This window comes from Novosphingobium pokkalii (assembly GCF_014652855.1).
Lineage (GTDB): Bacteria > Pseudomonadota > Alphaproteobacteria > Sphingomonadales > Sphingomonadaceae > Novosphingobium > Novosphingobium pokkalii.
Genome location: NZ_BMZP01000007.1, coordinates 96520 through 121882, shown reverse-complemented (window position 1 = coordinate 121882; position 25363 = coordinate 96520). Strand labels below are relative to the sequence as shown.

Annotated in this window: 21 protein-coding genes and 1 tRNA gene; 10 read left to right on the top strand and 12 right to left on the bottom strand. The window is 67.2% G+C overall.

Annotated elements, in window-relative coordinates:
- Positions 1–30: 30 nt before the first annotated feature.
- The 4 genes from IE191_RS09380 to glmU all read right to left on the bottom strand — a co-directional run bounded on the left by IE191_RS09380 (position 31) and on the right by glmU (position 4960).
- Positions 31–2553 carry a TonB-dependent receptor domain-containing protein gene (locus IE191_RS09380; protein WP_191324109.1) on the bottom strand — a complete coding sequence of 841 codons (2523 nt, stop codon included), beginning with the start codon at positions 2551–2553 and terminating at the stop codon, positions 31–33.
- A gap of 320 nt (positions 2554–2873) precedes the next feature.
- The gene (locus IE191_RS09375) at positions 2874–3152 is read right to left on the bottom strand and encodes a DUF6881 domain-containing protein (protein ID WP_191324108.1); all 279 of its coding nucleotides are present in this window, start codon (positions 3150–3152) and stop codon (positions 2874–2876) included.
- Entirely contained in the window at positions 3149–3481 is a 333-nt protein-coding gene (locus IE191_RS21335) for an HYD1 signature containing ADP-ribosyltransferase family protein (protein ID WP_191324229.1), read from the bottom strand. Before IE191_RS21335 ends, IE191_RS09375 begins: the two co-directional genes overlap by 4 nt.
- A gap of 96 nt (positions 3482–3577) precedes the next feature.
- Entirely contained in the window at positions 3578–4960 is a 1383-nt protein-coding gene (gene glmU / locus IE191_RS09365) for a bifunctional UDP-N-acetylglucosamine diphosphorylase/glucosamine-1-phosphate N-acetyltransferase GlmU (protein ID WP_191324107.1), read from the bottom strand.
- Between the two features lie 61 nt (positions 4961–5021).
- Between glmU and IE191_RS09360 the strand changes: the two genes are divergently transcribed.
- A complete protein-coding gene (locus tag IE191_RS09360) occupies positions 5022–5693 on the top strand; it encodes an HAD-IA family hydrolase (RefSeq protein WP_191324106.1) in 672 nt (223 codons plus the stop codon).
- On the opposite strand, the gene IE191_RS09355 is transcribed toward IE191_RS09360, so the two are convergent.
- Positions 5677–6678: a DNA topoisomerase IB gene (locus IE191_RS09355; RefSeq protein ID WP_191324105.1), complete on the bottom strand. Its 1002-nt coding sequence runs from the start codon at positions 6676–6678 to the stop codon at positions 5677–5679. The two genes, IE191_RS09360 and IE191_RS09355, sit on opposite strands and share 17 nt — an antisense overlap.
- A gap of 139 nt (positions 6679–6817) precedes the next feature.
- On the opposite strand from IE191_RS09355, the gene yghU reads away from it, so the two are divergent.
- The gene (gene yghU, locus IE191_RS09350; RefSeq protein ID WP_191324104.1) at positions 6818–7684 is read left to right on the top strand and encodes a glutathione-dependent disulfide-bond oxidoreductase; all 867 of its coding nucleotides are present in this window, start codon (positions 6818–6820) and stop codon (positions 7682–7684) included.
- A 123-nt stretch (positions 7685–7807) separates the two neighbouring features.
- A tRNA-Gln gene (locus IE191_RS09345) sits at positions 7808–7882 on the top strand.
- 72 nt (positions 7883–7954) lie between these two features.
- Here IE191_RS09345 and IE191_RS09340 read toward each other — a convergent pair.
- Positions 7955–9667 (bottom strand): AmpG family muropeptide MFS transporter, encoded by a 1713-nt coding sequence (locus IE191_RS09340; protein ID WP_229815219.1) that lies wholly within the window; start codon positions 9665–9667, stop codon positions 7955–7957.
- 176 nt (positions 9668–9843) lie between these two features.
- Between IE191_RS09340 and IE191_RS09335 the strand changes: the two genes are divergently transcribed.
- Both IE191_RS09335 and rsmD read left to right on the top strand, forming a co-directional pair.
- Positions 9844–10995 carry a pseudouridine synthase gene (locus tag IE191_RS09335; protein ID WP_444544238.1) on the top strand — a complete coding sequence of 384 codons (1152 nt, stop codon included), beginning with the start codon at positions 9844–9846 and terminating at the stop codon, positions 10993–10995.
- A 4-nt stretch (positions 10996–10999) separates the two neighbouring features.
- A complete protein-coding gene (gene rsmD / locus IE191_RS09330; protein ID WP_191324103.1) occupies positions 11000–11551 on the top strand; it encodes a 16S rRNA (guanine(966)-N(2))-methyltransferase RsmD in 552 nt (183 codons plus the stop codon).
- Between the two features lie 144 nt (positions 11552–11695).
- On the opposite strand, the gene IE191_RS09325 is transcribed toward rsmD, so the two are convergent.
- Both IE191_RS09325 and IE191_RS09320 read right to left on the bottom strand, forming a co-directional pair.
- Positions 11696–12967 carry an MFS transporter gene (locus tag IE191_RS09325; protein ID WP_191324102.1) on the bottom strand — a complete coding sequence of 424 codons (1272 nt, stop codon included), beginning with the start codon at positions 12965–12967 and terminating at the stop codon, positions 11696–11698.
- 155 nt (positions 12968–13122) lie between these two features.
- On the bottom strand, positions 13123–13743 hold the full coding sequence (locus tag IE191_RS09320; protein WP_191324101.1) for a hypothetical protein: 621 nt from the start codon (positions 13741–13743) through the stop codon (positions 13123–13125).
- Positions 13744–13993: 250 nt separating this feature from the next.
- On the opposite strand from IE191_RS09320, the gene IE191_RS09315 reads away from it, so the two are divergent.
- The 4 genes from IE191_RS09315 (at position 13994) to IE191_RS09300 (ending at position 19204) form a co-directional block, all read left to right on the top strand.
- Positions 13994–16312: an ATP-dependent helicase gene (locus tag IE191_RS09315; protein ID WP_191324100.1), complete on the top strand. Its 2319-nt coding sequence runs from the start codon at positions 13994–13996 to the stop codon at positions 16310–16312.
- A 49-nt stretch (positions 16313–16361) separates the two neighbouring features.
- The gene (locus tag IE191_RS09310) at positions 16362–18017 is read left to right on the top strand and encodes a PA5441 family protein (RefSeq protein ID WP_191324099.1); all 1656 of its coding nucleotides are present in this window, start codon (positions 16362–16364) and stop codon (positions 18015–18017) included.
- 144 nt (positions 18018–18161) lie between these two features.
- The gene (locus IE191_RS09305) at positions 18162–18461 is read left to right on the top strand and encodes a hypothetical protein (RefSeq protein WP_191324098.1); all 300 of its coding nucleotides are present in this window, start codon (positions 18162–18164) and stop codon (positions 18459–18461) included.
- Positions 18458–19204, top strand: coding sequence for a DUF3142 domain-containing protein (locus IE191_RS09300; RefSeq protein ID WP_229815218.1), 747 nt, complete (start codon positions 18458–18460; stop codon positions 19202–19204). The genes IE191_RS09305 and IE191_RS09300 overlap by 4 nt, the downstream gene beginning before the upstream one ends.
- Here IE191_RS09300 and IE191_RS09295 read toward each other — a convergent pair whose 3' ends face one another.
- The 4 genes from IE191_RS09295 to IE191_RS09280 all read right to left on the bottom strand — a co-directional run bounded on the left by IE191_RS09295 (position 19205) and on the right by IE191_RS09280 (position 23655).
- Positions 19205–20827 (bottom strand): alkaline phosphatase D family protein, encoded by a 1623-nt coding sequence (locus IE191_RS09295; protein WP_191324097.1) that lies wholly within the window; start codon positions 20825–20827, stop codon positions 19205–19207.
- A gap of 88 nt (positions 20828–20915) precedes the next feature.
- Entirely contained in the window at positions 20916–21464 is a 549-nt protein-coding gene (locus IE191_RS09290) for a TPM domain-containing protein (protein WP_191324096.1), read from the bottom strand.
- Positions 21461–22900, bottom strand: coding sequence for a DEAD/DEAH box helicase (locus IE191_RS09285; protein ID WP_191324095.1), 1440 nt, complete (start codon positions 22898–22900; stop codon positions 21461–21463). Before IE191_RS09285 ends, IE191_RS09290 begins: the two co-directional genes overlap by 4 nt.
- Positions 22901–23076: 176 nt before the next feature.
- Complete coding sequence (locus IE191_RS09280; RefSeq protein WP_191324094.1) at positions 23077–23655, bottom strand: hypothetical protein; 579 nt, start codon at positions 23653–23655, stop codon at positions 23077–23079.
- Between the two features lie 203 nt (positions 23656–23858).
- Here IE191_RS09280 and IE191_RS09275 point away from each other — a divergent pair, with 203 nt between their 5' ends.
- Entirely contained in the window at positions 23859–25301 is a 1443-nt protein-coding gene (locus IE191_RS09275) for an FAD-binding oxidoreductase (protein ID WP_191324093.1), read from the top strand.
- The last annotated feature ends 62 nt before the right edge of the window (positions 25302–25363 follow it).

The window sequence follows — 25363 nt, the reverse complement described above, 5'->3', positions numbered from 1 at the left end:
ATCATATCGCGATATCACTGCGCAAGCGCTTCAGAAATTGAACCCGAGCGAGGTGGACAGGGTGCGCCCGGTGATCGAGCGGGCAAAGCCCAGGCCACTGGCCGGCACGGTGCTTTGTGCCACTTCAAAAATGCCCATCGCGTCAAACAGGTTGTTGACATTGAACGTGAGGTAGACGCCTTTCGCCGGCCGCACCTGGGCAAACACGTTCACGGTGGTGAAGCCCGGCATTTTCAGCAGGTTGCTGTCCTGCGCATAGCTGGAGGTGATCGTCACCAGGCTTGCCCCGGCAGCCACCTTGCCCAGATCGACTTCCGGCGTGGCGCTGAACGTCCAGGTCGGCTGGTGGCGCGGCTCCTTGCCGGTCAGCGTCGGGTCCAGCCGATCGATGGTGATGCGCGCCTTGGTATAAGTGGCGCCATAGGCCAGGCGGAACACGCCGCGCTCCACCCCGCCTTCCACCTCCACGCCCGAGGCGTGATAGGTGCGGTCGGTGCGGTTGGCCGATCCGTTGAGCACGTTGTGATCGTCGGCATCGGCCGTGAAGCCGGTGACGTTGAGCGTGATCCCGCCCTTGCGGAACTTGAAGCCGCCTTCCAACTGGCGCACCGCATCATACTTGCCGCGCGGATCGGTGACGGCGCCGCTGGCGGTATCGACCAGGGGCGTGAACAGGATCTTGTCGGCATTGGCGCGCCCGCCCCGGCTATAGCGCGCGAACACCGAAAACGGTTCGGCCACGCGATAGTTCACCCCGGTGGAATAGCTGACATAGCTGTAGTTGTAGTTCACCGGCGCCGGCTGGGTGAGCGGCAGCATGGCCACGGCCGCTTCCGGCCCGGTGATCTGGCCATCGCGGTTCATGTCATAGCTGGTCACGCCCAGGCGCCCGCCGCCCAGGTCCGCCCCATAGAGCGAGCCGCGCACCCGCCCGCTGTCGAACCGCACGCTGCCGCCGATCGCCAGCTTGCCGATATGGTAATTGATCGAGCCATAAGGCGCGAGCACGCCATAGGTCACGTCGAACAAGCGGCGGAACTGGCCCGAGCGCCCCCGACCAAAGGCATAATAGCCGTTGAGCGTCTGCGCCACACCGGCGCTGTTGAACACATTGACCATCGCGGTCTGCCCGCGCCCGGCCACGTCGATATCCATTGCGGTGTGCAGCCAGGTGGTGTCGAGCGCCTGCGAGGCGGCATAGACGCCCAGCGTTGTGGTCAGGTTGCCGCCGCCCACTTTCCACACCCGCGTGGCGCGCAGGTCGTTGGTGAAATTGTCGAGCGAGCGGACCTGGAGATAGGACACGTAATAGAGCGCGAGCAGGCCATTGCCGTTGACGCTGGCATCGATGGCCTGGCCCGCGCGCGGCCCGGTGGCATAGGCCGCCGTGGCCCCGGCCCCGCCATGCGCGGCGGCAAAGGCGGACACGGTGTTGATGCTGGAATTGAACGCGCGATCGAAATCGCCCGAGTTCGAGGCATAGCGCAGTTTGTCGCTGATGGTGAAACCGCCCACCTCGAATTCCGCCTCCAGCCCCAGCGCCTTGGACACGGCATGCTGCCCGGTAGCCAGGGGATAGGCGGCCGGCTGGTTGGCGCTGTCGAGCGTCACCACCGGGCCGAGATAGGGCGAAAGCACCGAATCGCGGCGAATGTCGAAATTGGGCAGGTTGGTGTAAACCGGATTGTCGTTGGTGCCGCTGATCGCCACGGGATAGGGTGCATAAGTGGGTGAGCGATCGTCGAGCAGCTTGGCGTAGAGCCGGATATAGCCATTGGCAAAGCTGCGGGTGATGTTGAACTTCACCTGCCCGCCGCGCCAGCCGGTCATGCCGATGCGGCGCGGCCCCTCGCCCGAACGGTAGAACCCGCCCAGGTGAAAGCGCAGGTTGTCCGAAAGGCGCGCGCCGTAATCGAAATCGACGCGCTTTTCGTCATAGTTCAACCCGCTCGACACCTGCACCGCACCGCCGGGATTGTCCCCGGTCTTGGACATGAAGTTGATCAGGCCGCCGGGAGAATCCGAAGCAAAGGTGGAGGCCGAGCCGCCCCGGATCACTTCGATCGCGGCCACGTTGAAATCGTTGCGCAGATAGACATCGGACCCGGCGTTGAACAGATCGCCGAATTCCAGCAGCGGCAGGCCATCTTCCTGGATCTGCATGTATTTCGAGCCACCGGCGGCCAGCGGCAGGCCGCGCACGGTATAGTTGTTGTTGCCCTCGCCAATGCCCGATTCCACGCGCAGGCCCGGCAGCGTGCGCAGCACGTCTCCGGCCGAACGCGGCCCGAACCGGACGATATCCTCGCCGCGCAGCGCGCTGGTGGAAATCGCGCTGTCGAGCCGGTCACGACCCTTGGCCACGCCGGTGCTGAACACTTCCACCTTGCGGGCAGGCTCGGCCCCGGTCGCCGCAGCGGCTTCGGATGGCGCCGGCTCCGCTGCCTCTGGCGCCACGCTTTCGGCAGCAGCGCCGGCAGGCGCGGCGTGGGCCGCACTCGCCAGGGCCAGGGCAAGGATCGCGCAGCCGGCGACAAGATTGGGGGCTTTCATGGCCATCTCCACAAGACACGGTGTTGTGGGGGATGGCTCTATGCCGCTCCGGTGACTTTGCCGGATGCAGCCGCTTACGGCAGATTACGGAGCATTTGCCCTTAGCTTGCCATTCCGGGGTACGCGACGGGGCATTCACGCGGCGGGCGAGGCTTTCGGCCTAGGCAAACCGGGGGCGAAATGCGCTTGGTTCGAGGCCCTGTGCGCCAATGTAGTAGAACACTGGCAACATGGCACCGTAGGTCTGCCTACGGTGCCATCAACTTTACCAAAAACCGATGTACAGACAACAGGTTGCATCCGAAGGGGTGTCATACCTTTTATCTTGCTTTCGCCTTCTCCCACACCGCTTCGAACTCTTCGGCCGAGATGATCTGCGGCTCGAACTCCGGATCGGTAGCAATGAGGTCTAGCGGAGGCATGGGTTCTATGCCGAGCTTCGTGCTACCGGTTCGCTCCTCGTGATCCGCAAAATCCATCCGACCATCGGGGTAGGTTTCTACTTTCCTCACTTCCCACTGGTCGGAGTCCAGCTCGCTATAAAGCACATCCGGAGTGTCCGGCAGATCGTGTTTCCACTTCACTTTCACGTATTTCATTTGACCGGAACCTTTCCGCTGCTGAGCAGCCTTCCAGTAAGATCGAGTGGCGCTTCGTTGGGAATCACGAATACACCGGGCCGACCTTGGATAGCGCCCGAACCGGTAGCATCAATCTCAACGTAGTGCGTGAAACGATTGCCCTGGAACGGCTGACCAAGGAAATCGCGCGACAATTGGGAAGGCGTTCTAGTGCCAGGAACGATATCCGACACGTACTGACCATTGCCGTACCGAACGTCCTTCGTCCCCACGCGCCACAGCGACGGATTCAGCGAACCGCTCTCCGCGATGCCCGCTGCGCCAGCCTCGTTGGTGTAGTGATACAGGGAATTCCGGGGACAGTATACTTAACTCCCACCTCGCGCCGCGCCCTTCAGCACATTGCCTGGGTTCGCTGCCCTCAGCCGCCACCAGCCCCTCCCCTACTTCCGCCCCTCGGCCTTCTTCTTCTTCATCGCGTCGTGGAAGCGATCCGCCCAGCCCGGCTTGACCAATTGTTCCGCGCGCACCAGGCGCAGTTCGCCGTCAGACACGTCGCGCGAGACGGCGCTGCCAGCCGCGACGATGGCATCGGCGCCGATCCGCACCGGGGCGATCAGGGCAGAGTTGGAGCCGATGAAAGCGCGATCGCCGATCACGGTGCGATACTTGAAATAGCCGTCATAGTTGCAGGTGATCGTGCCCGCGCCGATATTGGCGCCCGCGCCCACATCGGCATCGCCCAGATAGGTCAGGTGGTTGGCCTTGGCCCCGGCGCCAAGGCGGGCGTTCTTCACTTCCACGAAATTGCCCACGCGGCTGCCCTGTTCGAGCTGGGCGCCCGGGCGCAGGCGGGCGAACGGCCCCACCGACACGCCGCTGTCCACCTGGCAGCCTTCGAGGTGGCAGAACGCATGGATCACCACGTTGTCGGCCACGGTCACGCCAGGGCCGAACACCACGTTCTGCTCCACCGTCACGTCGCGGCCCAGCACGGTATCATGCGAGAACCACACGGTTTCCGGGGCGACCAGCGTGGCGCCATCGGCCATCGCAGCCTGGCGGCGGCGGTGCTGCCAGCGCGCCTCGGCCTGGGCCAGTTCGCCGCGGCTGTTGATGCCGGCCACTTCATCGGGATCGTCGGTGACCACAACCGCGCAGGTCTTGCCCTGGGCATTGGCGACGTTGACGATGTCGGTCAGGTAATATTCCCCCTGGGCATTGTCGTTGCCCACTTGCGCCAGCAAGGCGAACAGGTCTGCGCCCTTCACCGCCATGAGGCCCGAATTGCACAGCGTGCAGGCGCGCTCGGCGTCGGTGGCGTCCTTGTGCTCCACCATCTTCACCACGCGGTCACCCTCTGCAATCACCCGGCCATATTGCAGCGCATCGTCCGGCTGGAACGCCAGCACGACCACGGCGGGGGCATCGGGGGCGTGGAGGCGATCGAGCATGGCCTGCATCGTCTGCGCGCGCACGAACGGCACGTCGCCATAGAGGATAAGCACGTCACCGGCAAAATCGGCCAGCGCGCCTTGCGCCTGCTGCACGGCGTGGCCGGTGCCCAGTTGCGGCTCCTGCACGGCGATGGTGGCGCGGCCGCCCAGCGCCTTTTCAAGCTGGTCACGCCCATGGCCGGCGACGACAACCTGATGCTGCGGCGCCAGGTGCGCGGCGCTGGCCATCAGGTGCAGCAGCATCGGCCGCCCGGCAACCGGATGCAGCACCTTGTGCAGATCGCTTTTCATGCGGGTGCCCTTGCCGGCGGCGAGGATGACAAGAGCGAGCGGAGCGGCGGCCGAAGGCGACGGAGTGTGCGTGGTCATGCCCGCATCCTTGCCAGCTAATGCTTGCAGTTTCCAGAACGGGTGGGCACTGCCTGCGCACATGACCGATTTTCCATTTTCAATCGTCGGGTTCGATCTCGACGGCACGCTGTGCGACACCGCCGCAGACCTCGGCAACGCGCTCAACCGCACGCTGGAGCATGCCGGCCGCCCCACGTTTCCGCTCGACGTGGTGCGCCGCTTCATCGGCGGCGGATCGGGGCAGATGCTGCGCAATGCGCTGGCCGAAAGCGGCGGCTATGACGAGGCGGAGTTCAAGCCGTTGCAGGACCAGCTCTTTGCCTATTACGGCGAAGCGATCGCGGTGCATTCGCGGCTCTATCCCGGCGGGGCGGAGATGCTCGATGCACTCGCCGCGCGCGGCGTGACCGTGGCCGTGGCGACCAACAAGCGCGAGGCCTTTGCCCGCCAATTGCTCGACGAACTGGGCCTGTCGCCGCGCTTTGCCACGGTGATCGGCGGCGACACGCTGGGGCCGGGCAAGGCCAAGCCGGCGCCCGACATGCTGAACGAAATGATCGCCCGCTGCGGCGGCGGCCGTGCCGCTTTCGTGGGCGACACCACGTTCGACGTGGGCGCGGCGCGCGCCGCCGGGCTGCCGGTGGTGGCGGTCAGCTTCGGGTTCCACGACCTGCCGCCACCGCTGCTGGGGGCGGACGCGGTGATCGACCATTTCGACGCGCTGGTGCCCACGCTCAGCCGCCTGGGCTGAACTCTCCCAGCAAGGCCAGCAACCCGCGCTCCTCGCGGCTGAGCCAGCGCGTGGCGCGGGGCAGTTTAAGGCCGGCGCGCCAGGCCGCCTGGTCTGGCACCAGATCGAGCACGGCGGGGTGGATATAGCTCTTGCGAGCGATCGTGGGCGTGTTGCCCAGCCGATCAGACACATGCGCGAGCAGGGCCTTGAGCGGCACATCTTCCGGCGCATGAGCGAGTTCGGCAAAGGCCAGCACGCTCGCATGCCAGGTGCGGAAATGCTTGGCGGTGAAGGCCGCGCCGGTCACCGCGCGCAGCCAGGCGTTGACGTCGGCCGAATCGACCGGGCAGGCGCAGCCGCTCTCGTCCAGGTACTGGAACAAGTGCTGCCCCGGCAGGTCCTGCATCTTGCGCACGAAGCGCGCGAGGGCACGGTCGGTCAGGCGCATGTCGCGCTCCACGCCAGACTTGGCGCGAAAGCGCAGGCGCAGGCTTTGCCCGCGCACTTCGGCATGGCGCGCGCGCAGAGTGGTGGCCCCGAAGCTGGCGTTGGCGCGGGCATAGGCCTCATTCCCCACGCGGATCGTGCCGGTATCGAGCAGCCGCACGACGCAGGCAATGCAGCGCTCCTCGCTCAGCGTGCGGCCGGCCAGCGCTGCCTCCACCCGCGCGCGCACTCTGGGCAGCAGCGCGCCGAACGTGGCGCAGCCATCGAACTTCTCCGCCTCGCGCGCGGCGCGGAAATCGGGGTGATAGCGGTATTGCTTGCGCCCGCGCGCGTCGATCCCGGTGGCCAGGATATGGCCGTGGGGCAGCGGGCAGAACCAGGCATCGCGATAGGCTGGCGGCAACGCCACCGCATTGAGCCGGGCGATTTCCGCGCGATCGGCAATGCGCTTTCCCTGGTGATCGCGATAGCACCAGCCCCGCCCGGCGCGGCGCCGGGTGATGCCGGGCACGCTGTCATCCACATAGACCAGCCCCGGCTTGCGCGATTGTGGCAAAACAGCTTTCCTTTTCGCAGGCTTGCCCCTCCCAACGGCCAACGCCACACCCTATCTTGCAGTTCCCCATCTTGCAGTCGCACCCCTGCCGCGCCAGAATGATAGGCAGGCTAACAAACCCCGTTGCAGAGGAACCACCATGTCGGAAGAATATACCCCGCCCAAGGTCTGGACCTGGGACAAGGCCAACGGCGGCGCCTTTGCCAGCGTCAACCGCCCGATCGCCGGCCCCACGCATGACAAGGACCTGCCGGTGGGCGAGCATCCGTTCCAGCTCTATTCGCTGGGCACGCCCAATGGCCAGAAGGCCACGATCATGCTGGAAGAACTGCTGGAAGCCGGCGTGGCCGAAGCGGAATACGATGCCTGGCTGATCAAGATTTTCGACGGCGACCAGTTTTCCTCGGGCTTTGTCGACATCAATCCCAATTCCAAGATTCCCGCGATGGTCGATCGCAGCGGCGCCGAACCGTTCCGCATTTTTGAATCCGGCGCGATCCTGATGCATCTGGCCGAAAAGTTCGGCATGTTCCTGCCCACGGCAAATCCGGCGCGCGCGGAATGCCTCTCGTGGCTGTTCTGGCAGATCGGTTCCGCGCCGTTCATCGGTGGCGGCTTTGGCCACTTCTACAACTATGCCCCGGTGAAGATCGAATATGCGATCGATCGCTATGCGATGGAAACCAAGCGCCTGTTCGACGTGGCCAACCGGCGCCTGGCCGAAAGCCGCTTCCTGGCCGGGGACGACTACACCATCGCCGACATCGCCACCTATACCTGGATGGGCAACCTCTATCGCGGCGAAGCCTATGGCGAGGCCGCCACGTTCCTGTCGATGCACGAATACGAACACGTCGGCCGCTGGGTGGGTGAGATCGACCAGCGCCCCGGCGTGCTGCGCGGCCGCCTGGTGAACAGCGCCAAGGGCCTGTCGGAACGCCACAGCGCCGCCGATTTCGACAGCCTGCCGCCCGAAAAGCTCAAGGGCATCGTCAAGGGCTTCTGAGCCGGAAGCCTGCCGGCACGGCCGGGCCTCCTGCCCCATCGGGAAGGAGGCCCGGCCCGCGCAAGTTATCCCCAGCTACCCCCTTCCCATTCGCGTTTCGCCCGCTATAAGCGCGCGCTCTGCTGGGGCGTCGCCAAGTGGTAAGGCACCGGTTTTTGGTACCGGCATTCGCAGGTTCGAATCCTGCCGCCCCAGCCAGCTTTGCTGCCTGCGCCGTCAGGTGGCGCAGGTTCGAATCCTGCCGCCCCAGCCAGCACGCTGACCGCGCCGTCAGGTGGCATGCGAAGCAGCAGCCCCACGGCCTACGCGCAGCCATTCCAGCAGCACGAACACCACTGCCAGCCCCCCCGCGGCGGCGGCATAGCGGAACACGGTGGCATAACCGTAAAGATCGAACGCTTCCCCGGCGATGCCGCGCCCCAGCGAGCCGATCAGGAAGGTGAGCGACGAGAGCAGCGCATATTGCACGGCGGTGTGGCTGCGGCTGACGATGCCCGACATATAGGCGACGAACGCGGCGCCGGCGATGCCGGTGGAGATGTTTTCAAAGCTGATCGCGAGCAGCAGGCGCACCATGCGATCATCGAACCCGAACGCACCGAACAGCGCATGCAGGCCCACAGCATGGCCCACCCGATCGATCAGCGGGGCGCCTTCGGCCAGATCGGCATAGACGAAATTGCCCAGGATCGGCAGCACCGCCCCGATCAGGATCGTGGGCATGCGTCCCAGCCGCACGAACAGGAAGCCGCCCAGGCTGATGCCGGCGATGGTCATGAAAATGCCGAACAGCTTTGAGGCGAAGGCCACCTCGTCCTTGGAATAGTGCAGGAATTCCAGGTAGAACGGAAAGGCGAAGCTGGCCCACATGTTGTAGCACAAGGTGTAGGTCAGGATCATCCCGATCACGATCAGCACGCCCCAGCGCAAGCGCCCGACGAGTTCGGCCAGCGGCGCGACGAGCGCGACATAGAGGTGGTTGAGCGCGGTGCGCAGTGGCCCATGGGCCGGATCGGGCGCGGCCAGCACTGCCACCCGCCGCGCCTTGAGCGCATTGATCGCGGCCGATACCAGCAGCGGCACGGCCACGGTGGCCAGCACGATCAACGGCCCCGTCTCGCGCGTGAAGGCGGCCACCGAGGGATGCTTTTCCCCCGGCGCCAGCGGTTGCAGCATGCGCACCATGAACGCCACGATCGTGCCGATGGCCCAAGCCCAACTGACCCCCACCACCAGCAGCGCCAGCCCGCGCGCGCGGGGCGCCAGTTCGCCCAGCTGGCCCAGCGTGGCATGCAGCGCGCCCTGCTCGGCGCGCGGCGTATCGGGCGCGCGCAGGGTGACCACCGCGATCAGCGCAATCAGCCCGGCCATCAGCACATAGACCAGCGGCCAGCTCATCCGCCCGGCCATGACCAGCGCCAGCGCGCCGCCCACGATCGAGGCGATGCGATAGCCGAATTGATAGATCGACGAGAGCAGCTCCACGCTGGTCTGCTCGTCCGCCACGTCGATCCGCCAGGCATCGATCGCCACGTCCTGCGTGGCCGAGGCCAGCGCGCCCAGGAACGCAAACAAGGCAAAAGTGCCGATGGCACGGGCCGGATCGGTGGCGGCAAGCCCCAGGAAGCTGAGCACCAGCACGCCCTGGCACAGCGCGATCCAGCTCTTGCGCCGGCCCAGCCGCTCCAGCCCCGGCAGCGCCAGCCGATCGACCAGCGGCGACCACAGGAACTTGAACGAATAGGACAGCCCGATCCACGAAAGCACGCCGATCGTCGCCAGGTCGATCTTCACTTCGCCCAGCCAGGCGTTGAGCGTGCCGATCAGCAAGGCATAGGGCAGGCCCGAAGAGAACCCGAAACCCAGCATGGTGGCCGATTTGCGCGTTTGCAGCGCCAGCTTGAACAGGCGCCAACCTTTGGGTTTCTGGCCCGTGGGCTTTTGCGGCGCCGGGGCCGATGCGATCGTGGTGTCCTTGCTCATCAGGCGGCACCCTAGGCGCGGGAGCGGGGCTTCGACAAGCTCAGCCCGAACGGAATTGCCCGAACGGAATTGATAGCCGAGGTTCCGTTCGGGCTGAGCTTGTCGAAGCCCCCTGCCCAACACCCCAACACCCACGCCACTTTGACGCAAACCCGGCAATGGTCTATGGGCCGGCGATGACACTTCCCCCCAAAGGCAGGAGCGGCCGCCCGGGACGGCCCGCCGCTTCCAACAAGGCCGCAAGTACGCGCCGTCCCGATGGCAAGCCCGCGCCGCGCCCAGATCGCGCCGCGCCGAACAAGGATCGCGCAGCGCCGCGGGATGGCGCAAAGTCCAAGCCCGTCGCCAAGATCGAGGGCAAGCTGAGCCCCAAGCCGGTTCCTGCCAAGCCTGCCGCACCGCGCGACGAGCGCCCGAGCGGCATGGCGCAGGCCCGCTCGCTCACCCAGCCGCGCGTCGGCGAACGGCCGAAGGGCGACCGGCCCTTCAAGATCGCCAACCGCGCGCCGGTGGGCAAGCCAGCGCCGCGCCCGGCGCCCGTGCCCGCCCAGCCGCGCGAGGATGGCCGCGAAGGCGAACGCATTGCCAAGCTGCTGGCCCGCGCCGGCGTCGCCTCGCGCCGCGAGGTGGAACGCCTGATCACCGAAGGACGCGTGCGGCTCAACGATGAACTGGTCACGACGCCCGCCACGATTCTCAAGAATCTCAAGGGCGTGAGCGTGGATGGCAAGCTGATTGCCGCCGCCGCGCCAACGCGCGTGTTCCGCTTTCACAAGCCCGCCGGGCTGATCACCGCCGAGCGCGACCCCGCAGGGCGGCCGACGATCTACAACGCGCTGCGCAACGCGCTGCCGCCGGGCACGCCGCGCGTAATGCCGGTCGGCCGCCTCGACCTCAGCACCGAGGGCCTGCTGCTGCTGACCAACGACGGCGAACTGAAGCGCGCGCTGGAACTGCCGGCCACGGGCATTCCCCGCACCTATCGTGCCCGCACCTTTGGCGACATCAGCCAGGACCGGCTGGAAGAGCTGATCGAGGGGATCGAGATCGACGGCGTGCGCTATGGCCAGATCGACGCCAACATGGAGCGCCGCACCGGCCGCAACCAGTGGATCGAGCTGACCCTGACCGAAGGCAAGAACCGCGAAGTGCGCCGCGTGCTGGAACACCTGGGCTTGCAGGTTTCGCGCCTGCTGCGCACCGCCTATGGCCCGTTCGAGCTGGCCGACCTGCCGCGCGGCGGGGCAGAGGAAGTGCCGCAGGTGCTGGTCGAACGCTTCCGCAAGACGCTCAAGACGGCTCCCGCAAAGCCGAAACCGGAAAATTGAACGAATGCGTATCATTGCTGGGCAATGGCGCGGGCGCAAGCTGAACGCGCCCGCCGGAGACACCACCCGCCCCACGTCTGACCGCACGCGCGAAACGCTGTTTTCGATGCTGGCCAGCCGACTGGGCGATTTCGAAGGCCTGAAAGTGGCCGACCTGTTTGCCGGATCGGGCGCGCTGGGGCTGGAAGCGCTGTCGCGCGGGGCCGCGCACTGCCTGTTCGTGGAGCAAGACGCCGCCGCGATCCGCGCGATCCGCGCCAACCTTGCCGCGTTCCGCGCGCAAGGCCAGGCCGATGTGCGCGCGTCTTCGGTGCTGTCGCTCGGGCCGGTCAAGGAACCGCTCGACCTGGTGCTGCTCGATCCGCCCTATGGCACCGGCGCGGGCGCCGTGGCGGTGGACAAGCTGGTGCGGCTGGGCTGGATCGGCGCCGGCACCTGGGTCAGCCTGGAAACCCACGCCGACGAAGTGCCGCAGATCAAGGCCTGCGAGGTGGAAAGCGAGCGCAAGGTGGGCAAGGCCCGGCTGACCCTGCTGCGCTTGAAGGCCAAGGATTGAAAAAGCGTGTTTTTCTCCCCCTCCTCTTCAGAGGAGGGGGTCGGGGGGTGGTGGACATCTTGCGCATGGCTTCGCACCACCCCCAACCCCTCCTCTGAAGAGGAGGGGAGACAATGCCCTGATGCGCCGTGAATTCCCGGCGCCCTAACGCGCCGCCTTTGGCGCAAACAGCACGCCCAGCAACGTCACCGCCCCCGCCACGGTCAGAAACAGGCCGACGCTGGCGGTGCCGCCGCGCTGGGCCAGGGCCTGGGCGGCAAACGGGGCCAGGGCGCCGCCGATGATCCCGCCCACGTTGAAAGCGATGGAAATGCCGGTGTAGCGCACCGGCACGGCATAGAGCGTGGGCAGCCAGGCGCCGAGCGGGCCATAGACCAGACCCATCACGAACAGCGCGATCGCCAGCGTGGCGAAGACCAGCGGCAGATGCCCGGAGCCCAGCCCCGCGCCGAAGACCAGGCCAACCAGCGCGGTGAGGCCGGCGCCCACGCGCAGCACGGCGGCCGGGCCGCGCTTGTCGGCCCACCAGCCGGCCAGCGCAATGCCGGCGGCGAGGAAGAAGTTGGCCGCAAGCTGCACGGCCAGGAATTCCTGCTTGGCATAGCCCAGCTTGGTGGTCGCGAACGACAGGGCAAAGGTGGTGGCGAGATAGAAGATCGCAAAGCAGGCGACCACCCCGGCAATCCCGGCGAGCACTTGCCCTGGATGATCGGCCATGAGGCGGCCGAACGGCACCTTGGGCGGCGGCGCGGCTTCCACGGCGCGGGAAAAGGCGGCGGTTTCCCCGATCTTGAGCCGCACCCACAGGCCCAGGCCAACCAAGAGCGCGCTGGCCAGAAACGGTACGCGCCAGCCCCAACTGGCAAAGGCGGCTTCGGGCAAGGCAAGGCCAAGGATCAGGAACAGCCCATTGGCAAAGAGAAAGCCCAGCGGCGCGCCCAGTTGCGGCGCCGCGCCAAAGCGCGCTTCCCAGCCCTTGGGCGCGTTTTCCACCGCGAGCAGCGAGGCGCCGCCCCATTCCCCGCCCAAGCCAAAGCCCTGGCCAAAACGCAGCAGGCACAGCAGCGCCGGCGCGACCGGTCCGGCCATGGCATAGGTGGGCAGGAACGCGATCAGCATGGTGGAGCCACCCATCAGCATCAGGCTGGCCACCAGCGTGGACTTGCGCCCCACGCGATCCCCGAAATGGCCGAACGCAATCGCCCCGACCGGCCGCGCCACGAAAGCCAGGCCAAAGGTCATGAACGAGAGCAGCACTTGCGCCTCGGGCGCCTGGGCGGGAAAGAACAGCGGCCCGATCACCAGCGCGGCGGCGGTGGCGTAAATATAGAAGTCATAGAATTCCACCGCCGTGCCGACGAGGCTGGCAGTCAGGATGCGGGCGTGCTGGCGCAGCGGGTGTCGGGTCGCGGTCATGGTTGCGGGACGTTCCCGCCGCGCCGCGCCTTGTCAAGATTGCATCGCGTGAGAACGCCGTTCACGCAAAAGGGGCGCCGGTTTCCCGGCGCCCCTTCCCCGTTGCCCATCCCAGGGGCACAGCAACGGTATTGCGACCCTTCAGGGTTGTTGCTTCAGACGCCGCCGCGGTTGCGGCAGCTATCGGTCACCGTGCGCGAGCACACGGGGTACTTCTTGGGCGTGGCATCGGCGTTGGACGCATACTGGTTGCCACTGGCCGGAGCGCTGGCCATGCCCGCGTCGCTGGATGGTGCGGCGGCAGGGGCCGGCGGCGGGGCATCATTGGCGGCCATCGCGCCCGGCGCACTGCTGCCGGCATCCGCGCCCGCTGCCGGTGCGGCCGGAGCGCTACCCGCCGCCGAAGCCGTGGCGCGACCCTGGACCTGGGCCACGATCGACGGCCAGATCTGCGAGCGCTGGTCGGGCGTCATGGCATAGACCTGCCCGCGCTGGGTATCGTTCAGCGCCCACCAGCCCTTCTGCTGGTCCGCGTTCAGCGACCAGAAGTATTCCTGCTGGGCCGAAGGCCAGGCATCGTACTTGGCCTTGAGATCGGCCGGCCAGCTATCGTACTGGCCCTTCTGCTCGGTGGTCATGGTGAACGGGCCAGCCGGGGCGGCAGCCGAAGCGGCCGGATCGGCGGGCGGGGGTGCGGCGGTCGACTGCGCATGCAGCGCGGCCGGAAGCGTGGCGACAGCAAGCGCAAAAGCGCTGATGGACATGATCTTTCGCATGGGGATCGTCTCCTGTTCCCAAGATCAGAATTTGTCGAAGTTACGCCCGATGCTGTCATTTCGTTTCCGTGCATTCGGCCAGACGTGATCTTGGATCGGTCAATTGCCCGACTTGCCCCGGACATGCGACGAGTGGTGAATGTATTGCTGTACGGCAGATGAATAGGCGGCATTCGCAGCCCGCGCCGGACGGCGCCGCGCGGGCAAATCCGCCTTGCACCGGGGCGGCGGGTTCCCTACTTGTTCCGGCGTGACGAGCTTTGCCCCCCCTTCCCCCGCCTCTTCCGCCACGCCGCCTGCCGGTGGCGAACCTGCCTGGCTCAGCAGCCTCAACCCGCCGCAGCGCGAGGCGGTGCTGACCACCGATGGTCCGGTGCTGATGCTGGCCGGGGCGGGCACCGGCAAGACTGCCGCGCTCACCGCACGGCTGGCCAACCTGCTGCGCCAGCGCCTGGCCTATCCTTCCCAGATCCTCTGCGTGACCTTCACCAACAAGGCCGCGCGCGAAATGCGCGAGCGCGTGGGGCACCTGATCGGCCCGGCGGTGGAAGGGATGCCCTGGCTGGGCACGTTCCATTCCATCGCCGCCAAGATGCTGCGCCGCCATGCCGAACTGGTCGGGCTGACCAGTTCGTTCACGATCATCGACACCGACGACCAGTTGCGCCTGCTCAAGCAGTTGATCCAGGCCGAAGGGATCGACGACAAGCGCTGGCCGGCCAAGCAGCTTGCCGGGCTGATCGACCGCTGGAAGAACCGGGGATTTGGCCCGGCCGATCTCGATGCCGGGGAGAACGAAGCCTATGCCAATGGGCGCGGCACCCGGCTCTACCAGCTTTACCAGGATCGCCTGCGCACCATCAACGCCTGCGATTTCGGCGACCTGCTGCTGCACATGCTGACGATCTTTCGCCAGCACCGCGATGTGCTGGAAACTTGGCAGGACCGCTTCCGCTATATCATGGTGGACGAATACCAGGACACCAACGCGGTGCAGTACCTGTGGCTGCGGCTGCTGGCCCAGGTGCGCAAGAACATCTGTGTGGTGGGTGACGACGATCAGTCGATCTATTCCTGGCGCGGCGCGGAAGTGGCCAATATCCTGCGCTTTGAAAAGGATTTTCCCGGTGCCAAGGTGATCCGGCTGGAGCAGAACTATCGCTCCACCCCGCATATCCTGGGCGCGGCATCGGGCCTGATCGCCGAGAATGCGCAGCGGCTGGGCAAGCAGCTCTGGACCGAGCGCGACGGCGGCGACAAGCTGCGCGTGATCGGGGTGTGGGACGCGCCCGAGGAAGCGCGCCGCGTGGGCGAGGAGATCGAGCGGCTGGAGCGCGAGGGCTGCCCGCTCGATCGCGTGGCAATCCTGGTGCGCGCGCAGTTCCAGACGCGCGAGTTTGAAGACCGCTTCATCCAGATCGGCCTTGGCTATCGCATCGTCGGCGGGTTCCGGTTCTATGAACGCGCCGAAATCCGCGATGCCCTCGCCTATCTGCGGCTGGTGGGCCAACCGTCTGACGACCTGGCGTTCGAGCGGATCTTCAACACCCCCAAGCGCGGCCTTGGCGACAAGACGCTGGAAAAGCTGTTCCGCTTTGCCCGCGCCAACCAGGTGCCGCTGCTGCGCGCGGCCTATGACATTGCCGATACCGACGAACTGCCCGCCCGCGCGCGCAACACGCTGCTGGCGCTGGTGCGCGATTTCCTGCGCTGGCGCGAGCAGGTCGCCACGCTCAGCCCGGCCGAATTGGCGCGCACGATCCTGGACGAAAGCGGCTATACCGGCGCGCTCCAGGCGGAAAAGACCGCCGAGGCCAATGGCCGGCTGGAAAACCTCTCCGAGCTCGTCCGCGCGATGGAAGAATATGAAACGCTGGGCGATTTCCTGGAGCACGTGAGCCTGGTGATGGACAACGAGGCCGCCGCCAACGAGGACAAGGTCACGATCATGACCATCCACGCGGCCAAGGGGCTGGAGTTCGACCAGGTGTTCCTGCCCGGCTGGGAGGAAGGCGTGTTCCCCTCGCAACGCGCGCTGGACGAAGGGGGCCTCGCCAGCCTGGAGGAAGAACGCCGGCTGGCCTATGTGGCGATCACCCGCGCGCGGCGGCGCTGCACGATCCTGCATGCGGCCAACCGCCGCATCTATGGCCAGTGGACCAGCGCCATCCCCTCGCGCTTCATCGAGGAACTGCCGGGCGAGCATGTCGAGCAGGAAACCACGCTGTCGGGCGGCGCCTCGATGTGGCGCGCCAACTGGAGCGAAGCGAGCGACCCGTTTGCAGATGTGGCCCGCCACCACCCGAACAAGGCCGCCGCACGCGGCCCCGGCTGGCAGCGCGCTGCCGCGCAGGCCTTTGACCCCAAGCCGCGCAAGATCGCCGAGTCCACCCGCAGCGCCGCGAGCTTTGCCAGCAAGCCGCGCAGCGACCTGGCGCTGGGCGCGCGGGTGTTCCATGAAAAATTCGGTTATGGAACGGTTCAGCGGCAGGAAGGCAACAAGCTGGAAATCAACTTCGACAGCGCGGGCGAAAAGCGTGTGCTGGACAGTTTCGTGAAACCGGCCTGATCCGGGCCGCAGGGGGAAGGCAATGCGGGGATGGCAGCGTAAGGCGCTTTTGGCAGCGGCCCTGATCGGGGCAAGCGGGCTGGCGGCAACCGTCGCCTGGTCTTGCGCGGACAGTTCCTGCTCCCCGGTCTGGCGGCTCGATGCGCCCGACTATGCCTGCGAAGGGCGCGCAATGCTCAGCCCCGGCAACGACACGCGCATCAACCTGCTGCTGCTGATGCGCAGCCTGGCGCCTGTCAGCGAGGCCGGGCTGGCCTATGCCAAGCCGGAATGGGATGACGGCCAGCTCGGGCACGTATTCTTCAGTTGGCACGGGCTGCGCGACACGCTGTGGCCTCACCCCGAAGAGCCCGAGACGCCTGCCGCGCAAGACGCCCCCGAATGCGCCGCGCCCAAGGCTGCGCAGGATGCCTTTGCTGCAGCTCTCGCCGCAGACAAGGCCGTGCCGGACGGCGATCGCACCGCCTTGATGGCCCTGCGCGCCAAGGCGGGCTGCGCGGATGCAGACATGGCAATCAAGACCACCAGTGCCTCCGGGCGCGATTATGCCGCCTATCTGCGCGGGGCCGATGCCTTTTACAAAGGGCAGTACGACGGCGCGCGCAGTGCCTTTGCCGGCCTGTCCAACAGCGCCTCGCCCTGGCTGCGCGAAACCGCTGCCTACATGAAGATCCGCCTGGGCCTGCGCGCGGCGGTTGCCGGGGCGGTGGACAAGTATGGCGATTTTGCCGGGATCGACGCGGTGGACAAGGCCGCCGCGCGCCGGGCGGGCGCGGCGATCGATGCCTATCTCCAGGCCTGGCCACAGGGCCGCTATGCCGCCTCTGCGCAGGGGTTGCGGCGCCGCGTGCTGTGGCTGACGGGGCAGACCGACGCGCTGGCCGAACGCTATGAAGCGCTGCTGCGTGCCACGCCCGGCAGCCAGGAAGCCGCCGCCGACCTGGCCGAGGAAATCGACAACACGCTGCTGCAATCCGATGGCGGCGCGCAGGCGATCATCGCCCAGGGCAAGACGCCGCTGCTCATGGCGATTGCCGATCTCAAGGCGATGCGCCCGGCCGATCCGGCCAAGCCGATGCCCCTGCCCGCCGCAACGCTGGCGGCGCAGGCCCCGGTCTTTGCCCGGCAGGCCGATCTCTATGGCCTGCTGGAGGCCACGCGCGCCTATTATGCCGGGGAAGCGCCGCGCACGATCCTGGCGCGCCTGCCCGATGCGGCGCGCGAGCGAGCCTATACCCCGCTGGCGTTCAGCCGCCAGGCCTTGCGCGGCATGGCGCTGGCCAAGGCGCACGATGCCAACGAGGCGGGCTTCTGGCAGGAACTGATGGGCGGCGCCAAGGGGCTGTGGCAGGGCCAGTTGGCGCAACTGGGCCTGGCGCTGCGCTGGCAGCGCGACGGGCGGATCGACCAGGCACTGGCCAGCAAGTCCCCGATTGCGGACATGACGCTGCGCCAGTTGATGCTCCAGACCATGGCCGCCCCGGCCACGCTGCGCGCCAATGCCGCCGATCCCAGCCGTCCGGATGACGAACGCAACGTGGCGCGGTTCACACTGCTTTACAAAGGCCTGACGCGCGGCGCCTATGGCGATGTCGTGCGCGATCTGGCGCTGGTACCGCCCGATCCCAAGGTCGACCTGACGGCATGGTACGGCAATGGCCTGGCCACTCCGGCGGCGCAGCGCTTCACGCGCGGGCAATGGTAGGACGGCTGGCCCTGCCCGCCGCTGGCCCAGACCGCCGCGACGCTGGCGCGCGAACCGGGCCATGCGGCGGCGCGCGTCTGCCTGGGTGAATTCTACCGCCTCAACGGGTTCGACGGCTTTGCGCTCTATACGCCGTTCGAGAAGGTGGAGCAGCTTGGCCGGGGCAAGGACCAGTTCCCCGGCAAGCCGCTGTCGCGCGATGCGATCTATGCCACGATCATTGCCGACAAGGCCGCGCCTGCCGACTTGCGCGCCTATGCGCTTTACCGCGCCGTGATGTGCTATGCGCCCTCGGGCTATAACGGTTGCTCCGGCCCTGCGACGGACTATGCCGCGATGCAGGCGCAGCAAGTGCCCAAGGCGCAGCGCAAGGCCTGGTATGACGAGCTGAAAGCTCGCTATCCCGCCAGCCGCTGGGCCAAGTCGCTGCGGTATTATTGGTGAAGCGCCTTGCTCTCGCGACGCTGGCCTTGCTGACCGCCTGCCAGCGCGAGCAGCCGGCGCCAGCGGAAACACCGGCCAAGGCCACCGCAGCCAAAGTCGATCCCCACGGGTTCGACGCATTCTATGTCTGGCCGGGCGTGCGTCCGGCGGCGGACCTCAAGGCCCACACGCTCTACCTGCTCGATGGCGAAGTGCGCCGCCGCCCCGGCCCGGCCCGGTTCACCCGCCTGCGCGCCGGCCTGCCGCGCCTGCCCGATGCCGAGTTGTGGCTGGTGGTGCGGATCGACCGGCTCGACCTGGGCGAGCGGACCTGGGCGACAATTCTGGCGGACATGGAGCGCTGGCAGGCGGCGGGCAACCATGTGCAGGGCTTGCAGATCGATTTCGACGCGGCCACGCAAGGCCTCGATCGCTATGCCGCGTTCCTGGCCGATGCCCGCGCCCATGTGCCCCGGCCCTGGCGCCTTTCGATCACCGGGCTGATGGACTGGAGCGCCAATGGCGATCCAGCCGCGCTGGCCAGGCTCAAGCCGGTGATCGACGAAGTGGTGGTGCAGACCTATCAGGGGCGCAGCACGATCCCGGGATACGACGCCTATTTCCGCAAGATGGCGCATTTCCCGCTGCCGTTTCGCGTAGCGCTGGCCGAGGGCGGCGCCTGGACGCCGCCCCCCGGACTGGCCCGCGAACCGCAGTTCAAGGGCTATGTCGTGTTCCTGATGCCCAAGCGGTTGAAGACCTGATCAGGCCTCCATCGCGTGACGGCCGAGCCGCACCGTGGCGCGGTGGCCGATGCGCCCGGCGGCATTGCGCTGCTGGATCGTGTCCATCATGATCCATTCGTTGGTCACGGCCTGCGGCGTGACGGTCAACGCCATGTAGCCGCGCCGCGACGTGTCGCACCAGGCGAGTTCGGGATTGGCGCCGACGAGGCCGGCAGCGACTGTTTCCGGCGCCACGCTTACGTCGTGCTCGAAGCCGGGCGACGTGACCGAATGGCCCGCAAATTCGACCGCCGTGGCGTGACCATCCTGACGCAGGTTGTAGGCCCAGGCGTTGTGGCTGTCGCCCGAAATGACAACGGTGTTGCCGCCCATCGCCTGCACGCTGCGCAGGAACCGCGCGCGCGCCGCCGGATAGCCGCCCCAGTTGTCATAGTTGAACGGCAGGCCGGCCTTGGCCGCCAGAATCCCCGCGCCGACATAGCGTTCGGCCTGCGCCGATTGGCCGCGCACCCAATCCTGCGCAGTGGCGGGCATGACGGTTTCGCCCATGATCGTGCCAAAGCCGACGATCTGCCACGCCCGTCCGCTCTTGACCGAGGCCTGCATCGCGCCAGCCAGCCAGGCTTCCTGCTCGCTGCCCATCATCGTTGCGGCCGGGTCTTGCCAGGCACCGTCGCGGAACGCCTTGAGCGCCGCCATCGGATCGGCCGCCCGGAACAGTGGCGCCACGTCGGGCTGCTTGGTGCGGCCAAGCAGGCGCGTTTCGGTGCGGAACAGCGTGGCCAGGCCGCCGATGTCATAGGCTTTCCACGGCGCCTCGCTGACCGGCATCCACTCGCGATAGACCTGCATCGCGGCATCCTTGCGCACGCCCCAATCGCCTTCGGTGGCCGGATCATGGTGCTGCGCGCCGCCGGCCCAACTGTCGTTGGCGCTCTCGTGGTCGTCCCACTGCGCGATCATCGGGAAGCGGGCATGCAGCGCCTGGAGATCGGGATCGGCGCGATAGCTGGCATAGCGCAGGCGGTAATCGGCGACATGCACGGTGTTGGCATCGGGCAGCACGGTGCGCGCCGCCAGGCTGTCCTTGGGCTCGGGATAGTGACCCGGCGCATATTCGTAGAAATAGTCGCCCAGGTGGATGGTGCAATCGAACGCATCGTTCTGCGCGGCGTGGGCATAGGCGTTGAACCAGCCGAACGGCAGGTTGGAGCAGGAAAACACCGCCGCGCGCCAGGGCCGCTGGCCGTCGGCAGGCAGCGTGCGGGTGCGGCCGACAGGCGACTTGCTGCCATCGGGCGCGATGAAGCGGTAGTAATAGGTCTTGGCCGGGGCCAGGCCGGTTGCCACGATCTTGACCGTGTAATCGCGCCAGGCGCCGGTCTGCATCGTGCCGCCGGCTATGGCGCGGGCAAAGTCGGCGGTGTCCGACAGTTCCACGGCCACATCGGCCATGTCGCCATTGGCGGGGACATAGCGGGTCCACAGCAGGATTTCATGCGCGCCCGGCTCGCCGCTGGCGATGCCATGGGTGAAACCACGCGCGGCGAGCAGGTCTGCCGCCCGCGCCCAATCGGGCAGGAGCAAGGCGCCGGTGCCGAAAGCGGCGGTCTTGATGAACTGGCGGCGATGGAATTGCATGGCATCATCCTGGCAAAAGGGATGGCCTCTACAATTCCGTTTTGATGACACCTTGATGAAACGCCACGGGATTTCCGCTTGTTGCAGATCAGTCCGGGAGCTTGGCGGTGATCGCGGCGACGGCCGCGCGCAGGCCCTGGCCATAATGCCCCTCGCGAAACGCCGGGACCATGCGCTGTTGCAGGATCGCGGCGCAATCCTGGTCGGTCAGCCGCGCGCGCAGCCCGTCGCCCACGGCGATGCGGGCCTGCCGGTCCACCGGAGCCACCAGCACGATGATACCGTCGTTGATGCCCTTGCGGCCAATGCCCCAGGCGTTGCCCAGCGCGCGGGTGAACGTGGCGATATCGGCCCCGCCCAGGCCAGGCGCGGTGACCACGACCATCTGGTGGCCGGTGTGGCGCTCAAATTCGGCAAGCTGGCGATCGAGCGCCGCGCTATCGCTGGGCGAAAGCAGGTGCGCGGCATCGGTGACGCGCCCGCTGAGCGTGATCGCCACCGGCGCGACAGGCACCGCGGAGGCCTCTGCATCCCGCGCGGCCTGATGCACCGTCCAGGCAAGGCCACCAATCCCGACGGCCAGCGCCGCCAGGATCAGGGACAGCCGCGCCGCGTGGAAACGGCGCGGTCGGTTCAAAGCGCGGAAACGTGCAGGAAGCCGGGGATCGGACCGTTCCATTCGCCCGGCGCGCTCGGCGGTTCGCTGCGATAGTCGCGGCGGCGCTCGTTCGACTGGCCCCGATCGCGGCGGGGTTCCTCGTAACGCGGCTGCTCGCGAGCGATCTCTTCGCGAGGCGCCTCTTCACGGGGCGCCGGAGCGCTGTCCTTCTTGCGGCGCGCCGGCTTTTCCGGTGCTGCCTTGTCCGGCGCCGCCTTTTCCGCCTTGGCCGCGCGCTGGGGCTTTTCAGCCTTGTCGCGGGTCTTGCGGGCCGGGCGTTCCTCGGCTTCGGGCGCGCCAATCTCCAGCGTCATCACTGGAATCGGATTGCCGGTCAGCTTTTCGACGTTCTCGATCGCCTCGGCGTCTTCCGGGCTGACCAGCGTGAACGCGCGGCCGGTGGCACCGCCACGGCCCGTGCGGCCGATGCGGTGCACGTAGTCATCCGGATGCCACGGCGTGTCGAAGTTGAACACATGGCTCACGCCCTTCACGTCGAGCCCGCGCGCGGCAACGTCGGACGCGACGAGGATGTTGATGCCGCCGTCCTTGAACTTCTGGAGTTCGGCATTGCGGGCCGACTGGTCCATGTCGCCATGGATTTCGCCCGCCGAGAAGCCGTGGCTCTTCAGGCTCTTGGCCAGTTCGCGCACGGTCGTCTTGCGGTTGCAGAACACGATCGCGGTCGAGACGTTGTCGGTGCGCAGCAGATGGCGCAGCACCTCGCGCTTGGCACGGGCCGCCACTTTCACCTTGTGCTGGACGATATTGGTGTTGGTGCTGGCCGGGCGTGCGACTTCGATCGACTTGGGGTTCGACAGGAAGCGGTCGGCCAGCTTCTTGATCGGCGGCGGCATCGTGGCCGAGAACAGCAGCGTCTGACGCTGCGCCGGCAGCTTGGAGCAGATCGATTCGATGTCGGGGATGAACCCCATGTCGAGCATGCGGTCCGCCTCGTCGATCACCAGCAGTTCGCAGCCGGTGAGCAGGATCTTGCCCCGCTCGAACAAGTCCATCAGGCGGCCCGGCGTGGCGATCAGCACGTCGACACCTTCTTGCAGCGCCTTGACCTGGTCGCCCATCTGCACCCCGCCGATCAGCAGCGCCATCTTGAGATCGTGGTTCTTGCCGTACTTCTCGAAGTTCTCGGCCACCTGGGCTGCGAGTTCGCGAGTCGGCTCCAGGATCAGCGAGCGCGGCATCAGCGCGCGACGGCGGCCGTGGGCGAGGATGTCGATCATCGGCAGCACGAAGCCGGCGGTCTTGCCGGTGCCGGTCTGGGCGATGCCGATGATGTCGCGCATCATCAGGACCGAGGGAATGGCCTGGGCCTGGATCGGAGTCGGCTCGTCATAGCCGGCATCCGTGACCGACTTAAGCAATTCGTCTGAGAGGCCGAGATCGGCAAACTTCATGCGGGTAATGTTCCGAAAGCAGGGCGGCTCTCCCGCCTGGCAACGAGGCGCCGAATGCGCGCCGCCGCCATGGGCCAAAACCACCGGGGCCGAACCATCCGCGGCCCGACACTCAATGCGGGCTCGCTATGCCGAAACCTGCCGGAAAGTCAAGGAAAGCCGCGCAGACGCCGCGTTCAGCGGCCCACCTGTTGCAGGCGGGTGATCGTGCAGCTTGCCCCGGCGCGCGAATGGATCACGTCGCGCCCGGTGCACAGCATGCCATCGGCACTGCGTTCGGCATAGAAACCCACGTAGAAGTCACGGGCGCTGCATGATTTTTCCAGGTTCGCCACGATCTGGCGACGATCGCGCAACAGCAGCACGATCTGGTTGTCGGACGAAGATGGAGCGATCGCGGCGATCCCGCCCAGCGCCACGCAGGAAACCCCGTGCCGTCCACGCGGCACCAGCATCGGCTGGGGCATCGGCGGTGGCGGCGGCAGATCACGGCCCATGCCCGGCGTGATGCGGATGATCAGGCGCTGTTCGATCCGCACCTGGCGCCAGGGGGCATCGGCCAGGTCTTCCCCCGGCGTGTTCGCGCCATCGAGCAGGCCGGATGCGCCTTCGCTGGTCGGGCCGCTGGCTTCATCGCGCAGCGGCTGGGGCAGCGTGGCCGCGGGCGCTGCCTGAACAGCCGGCAGCAGGGCATGCTCCGCCGGAGCCAGGGTCACGGCACCAGGCCCGATGGCAACGCCCGCAAGCGCTGCCATGGCCACGAAAGGATGGACCAGACCAGGCATCAGCAAATCGGCAAGAACCTACGATCCCTCATGTTCGTGGCCAGAGCCCCCCTTCGGCACCCGACCCGAACCGACAAGCGCCGTGCCTTGCAGCCGACGCTTGAACAACGCCTTAACCCGCCCGCGATGAAAAAGGAATTGCTGCCAGCCGCGCGCGGGCGTAGCCGGGAGCCATGGTCGAAACGCTTGCACCCCGCGCGGAAACCGCGCCGTTCCTTGAAGCCGCCGCCGCCCTGCTGGGCGCCAAGGGCTTTACCACCGATCCCGAGACGATTGCGCCCTGGCTGACCGACTGGCGCCAGCGCTTCACCGGCCGCGCCCTGGGCATGGCCTCTCCGGCCAGCACCGAGGAAGTGGCCGGCCTGGTGCGCCTGTGCGCCGCGCACAATGTGCCGATCGTGCCGCAGGGCGGCAACAGCGGCATGTCGGGCGGCGCCACGCCGGACGAGACCGGCCATGCCGTGGTCCTCTCGCTGCGCCGCATGAACGCGCTGCGCGTGGTGGATACCGCCACGCGCAGCGCCACCTGCGAAGCCGGCGTCATTCTCCAGGTGCTGCACGAGGCCGCCGAAGCCAAGGGCCTGCGCTTCCCGCTCTCGCTGGGCGGCAAGGGTTCGGCCACCGTGGGCGGCCTGATCTCCACCAACGCGGGCGGCACGCAGGTGCTGCGCCATGGCTCGATGCGGGCGCTGGTGCTGGGGCTGGAGGCGGTGATGCCCGACGGCACCGTGTTCAACCAGTTGGTGCCGCTCAAGAAGGACAACCGCGGTTTCGATCTCAAGCAGTTGCTGATCGGATCGGAGGGCACGCTGGGCGTGGTCACCGCCGCCACGCTCAAGCTGGAGCCGGCCGTGGCCGCGCGCGAAGTGCTGTGGGCCGGCACCCAGAGCCTGCCCAAGGCGCGCGAACTGCTGCTGCTGGCCGAACGCTTGGCCGGTCAGGCTCTGGAAGGCTTTGAAGTGATGCCCCAGCACAGCCTGGACGCGGTGCGCGACTATCTGCCCGGCGCGCGCCAGCCGCTGGCGGAAGATCACCCCTGGCACGTGCTGATCGAGCTGGTGGCCGATGCCGATGGTGCCGAGCGCCTGCCCGAGCTGGCGCAGAGCGTGCTGGAAGAGGCGTTCGAGGCCGGGCTGATCGACGATGCCACGATGGCTGCCAACGAGACCCAGGCCGAGGCGTTCTGGAACCTGCGCGAAACCATCGCCCCGGCCGAACGCGCGCTTGGCCCGGCGGTGCAGCACGATATCAGCGTGCCGGTGGAAAAGATGCCGGCCTTCGTGGAAGAAGCCGTGCCGCTGCTCGAAGCGCAGTGGCCGGGCACCCGCGCCATCGGCTTTGGCCACCTGGGCGATGGCAACATCCATTTCCATGTGATCGCGCCTCAGGGCGCCGACCGCGCCACCTGGGAAGCGGGCGATGGCAAGGCGATCAGCCGCCAGGTGCACGACATGGTCACCGCCTGGGGCGGCTCGATCTCGGCCGAGCACGGCATCGGCCAGTTGAAGCGCGACGAACTGGCGCGGCTGGGCGATCCGGTGGCCCTGGCGATGCTGCGCCAGATCAAGCAGGCGCTCGATCCAAAGGGCCTGATGAACCCCGGCAAGCTCATCTGACGTTTTGATCGGGCGCCAAATCGCGCACGTCTGGGCCGACAAACCCCCAGCCGTACGCGGCC